Source organism: Vibrio crassostreae 9ZC13, from assembly GCF_000272045.2.
Classification (GTDB): Bacteria; Pseudomonadota; Gammaproteobacteria; order Enterobacterales; family Vibrionaceae; genus Vibrio; species Vibrio crassostreae_C.
The window spans coordinates 122,035-125,720 of record NZ_AJYZ02000037.1; the positions used below are offsets into that span (position 1 = coordinate 122,035).

2 tRNA genes and 2 rRNA genes are annotated in these 3,686 nt (G+C 49.2%); all 4 read right to left on the bottom strand.

What is annotated here, in order from left to right:
• Nucleotides 1–103 precede the first annotated feature (103 nt).
• Nucleotides 104–180: transfer RNA gene (locus A136_RS11350), tRNA-Trp, on the bottom strand.
• Nucleotides 181–215: 35 nt separating this feature from the next.
• A tRNA-Asp gene (locus A136_RS11355) sits at nucleotides 216–292 on the bottom strand.
• 82 nt (nucleotides 293–374) lie between these two features.
• Nucleotides 375–490 (bottom strand): 5S ribosomal RNA (rrf, locus tag A136_RS11360).
• A gap of 138 nt (nucleotides 491–628) precedes the next feature.
• Nucleotides 629–3,522, bottom strand: a 23S ribosomal RNA gene (locus A136_RS11365).
• Between the last annotated feature and the right edge of the window lie 164 nt (nucleotides 3,523–3,686).

Here is a 3,686-nt window from a genome sequence, read left to right on the forward strand (position 1 = left end):
ATTTTCCGGATTGGTATAATTTGTAGCAGTAGAGCTTCGTTGTTCATTTATCTATACCGGAAAAAGCAAAAAGGCTCTAGTCTTTCGACTAGAGCCTTAAATATGGCAGGGGTGGAGAGATTCGAACTCCCAACACGCGGATTTGGAATCCGCTGCTCTGCCAATTGGAGCTACACCCCTATTTTCAGTTTTAAAGAGCTGAAACTCTGAATAAGTGGCGGAGTGGACGGGACTCGAACCCGCGACCCCCGGCGTGACAGGCCGGTATTCTAACCAACTGAACTACCACTCCGCAGTGGAATACTTGTCGTCGCTGACAAGTCGTTCATAACACTTTTTGTCTTCACTTTTAAAAAAGTGAAAATAAATTTGGAGCCTGGCGATGTCCTACTCTCACATGGGGAAGCCCCACACTACCATCGGCGCTATTGTGTTTCACTTCTGAGTTCGGCATGGAATCAGGTGGGTCCACAATGCTATGGTCGCCAAGCAAATTTTGCTTTTACTTTCAGCTTTTTTAAAAACTGAAGGCAAAATAATCTGGAAAACTGATTTAAAAGTTTATCTCTTTCAAACTCATTCAAGGTCTGGTCTTTCTTTGAGTCCACAAAACCCCTTGGGTGTTTGTATGGTTAAGCCTCACGGGCAATTAGTACAGGTTAGCTCAATGCCTCGCAGCACTTACACACCCTGCCTATCAACGTTCTAGTCTTGAACAACCCTTAAGGACGCTTATAGCGTCAGGGAAAACTCATCTCAAGGCTCGCTTCCCGCTTAGATGCTTTCAGCGGTTATCGATTCCGAACTTAGCTACCGGGCAATGCCATTGGCATGACAACCCGAACACCAGAGGTTCGTCCACTCCGGTCCTCTCGTACTAGGAGCAGCCCCTTTCAATTTTCCAACGCCCACGGCAGATAGGGACCGAACTGTCTCACGACGTTCTAAACCCAGCTCGCGTACCACTTTAAATGGCGAACAGCCATACCCTTGGGACCGACTTCAGCCCCAGGATGTGATGAGCCGACATCGAGGTGCCAAACACCGCCGTCGATATGAACTCTTGGGCGGTATCAGCCTGTTATCCCCGGAGTACCTTTTATCCGTTGAGCGATGGCCCTTCCATTCAGAACCACCGGATCACTATGACCTGCTTTCGCACCTGCTCGAATTGTCATTCTCGCAGTCAAGCGGGCTTATGCCATTGCACTAACCACACGATGTCCAACCGTGTTTAGCCCACCTTCGTGCTCCTCCGTTACTCTTTGGGAGGAGACCGCCCCAGTCAAACTACCCACCAGGCACTGTCCGTAATCCCGATTCAGGGACCAACGTTAGAACATCAAAACTACAAGGGTGGTATTTCAAGGACGACTCCACCACATCTAGCGACGCGGTTTCAAAGTCTCCCACCTATCCTACACATGTAGGTTCAATGTTCAGTGCCAAGCTGTAGTAAAGGTTCACGGGGTCTTTCCGTCTAGCCGCGGGTACACTGCATCTTCACAGCGATTTCAATTTCACTGAGTCTCGGGTGGAGACAGCGTGGCCATCATTACGCCATTCGTGCAGGTCGGAACTTACCCGACAAGGAATTTCGCTACCTTAGGACCGTTATAGTTACGGCCGCCGTTTACCGGGGCTTCGATCAAGAGCTTCGACCGAAGTCTAACCCCATCAATTAACCTTCCGGCACCGGGCAGGCGTCACACCGTATACGTCATCTTACGATTTTGCACAGTGCTGTGTTTTTAATAAACAGTTGCAGCCACCTGGTATCTGCGACTCTCGTCTGCTCCATCCGCAAGGGACTTCACTGATAAGAGCGTACCTTCTCCCGAAGTTACGGTACCATTTTGCCTAGTTCCTTCACCCGAGTTCTCTCAAGCGCCTTGGTATTCTCTACCCGACCACCTGTGTCGGTTTGGGGTACGATTCCTTACAATCTGAAGCTTAGAGGCTTTTCCTGGAAGCATGGCATCAATGACTTCACTACCGTAGTAGCTCGACATCGTATCTCAGCGTTAATAGCGGTCCGGATTTACCTAAACCACCCGCCTACGTACTTGAACCTGGACAACCGTCGCCAGGCCCACCTAGCCTTCTCCGTCCCCCCATCGCAATTGTAAGAAGTACGGGAATATTAACCCGTTTCCCATCGACTACGCCTTTCGGCCTCGCCTTAGGAGTCGACTTACCCTGCCCCGATTAACGTTGGACAGGAACCCTTGGTCTTCCGGCGAGGGAGTTTTTCACTCCCTTTATCGTTACTCATGTCAGCATTCGCACTTCTGATACCTCCAGCAGCCCTTACAGACCACCTTCAACGGCTTACAGAACGCTCCCCTACCCCACATACCCTAAGGTACGTAGCCGCAGCTTCGGTGTATAGCTTAGCCCCGTTACATCTTCCGCGCAGGCCGACTCGACCAGTGAGCTATTACGCTTTCTTTAAATGATGGCTGCTTCTAAGCCAACATCCTGGCTGTCTGAGCCTTCCCACATCGTTTCCCACTTAGCTATACTTTGGGACCTTAGCTGGCGGTCTGGGTTGTTTCCCTCTCCACGACGGACGTTAGCACCCGCCGTGTGTCTCCCGGATAGTACTTACTGGTATTCGGAGTTTGCAAAGGGTTGGTAAGTCGGGATGACCCCCTAGCCTTAACAGTGCTCTACCCCCAGTAGTATTCGTCCGAGGCGCTACCTAAATAGCTTTCGGGGAGAACCAGCTATCTCCAGGTTTGATTGGCCTTTCACCCCTAGCCACAAGTCATCCGCTAATTTTTCAACATTAGTCGGTTCGGTCCTCCAGTTGATGTTACTCAACCTTCAACCTGCCCATGGCTAGATCACCTGGTTTCGGGTCTAATCCTAGCAACTGTACGCCCAGTTAAGACTCGGTTTCCCTACGGCTCCCCTAAACGGTTAACCTTGCTACTAAAATTAAGTCGCTGACCCATTATACAAAAGGTACGCAGTCACACCACGAAGGTGCTCCTACTGCTTGTACGTACACGGTTTCAGGTTCTATTTCACTCCCCTCACAGGGGTTCTTTTCGCCTTTCCCTCACGGTACTGGTTCACTATCGGTCAGTCAGTAGTATTTAGCCTTGGAGGATGGTCCCCCCATATTCAGACAGGATATCACGTGTCCCGCCCTACTCGTTTTCACTGATTATGATGTGTCGGTTACGGGGCTATCACCCTTTACTGCGAGACTTTCCAGACTCTTCACCTGCATCATTAAAAGCTTAAGGGCTAATCCAATTTCGCTCGCCGCTACTTTCGGAATCTCGGTTGATTTCTCTTCCTCGGGGTACTTAGATGTTTCAGTTCCCCCGGTTTGCCTCCTGTTGCTATGTATTCACAACAGGATACTTACTTATGTAAGTGGGTTTCCCCATTCAGGAATCCCAGACTCAAAAGGTTATTACTACCTAATCTGGGCTTATCGCAAGTTATTACGCCTTTCATCGCCTCTGACTGCCAAGGCATCCACCGTGTACGCTTAGTCACTTAACCATACAACCCGAAAGGGTTTCTATTTGCTTTCACTTTAAAAAGTGAAGACAAATAAGCGTATGGCAACTAACCAAGGTTTTTGGTTGTCATTAAGAAGGGTTAATTCTTAATGACTGTTTGCCGGACTCAATTTCGATTCAAACTAAGTTTGAATCACTCTTTAT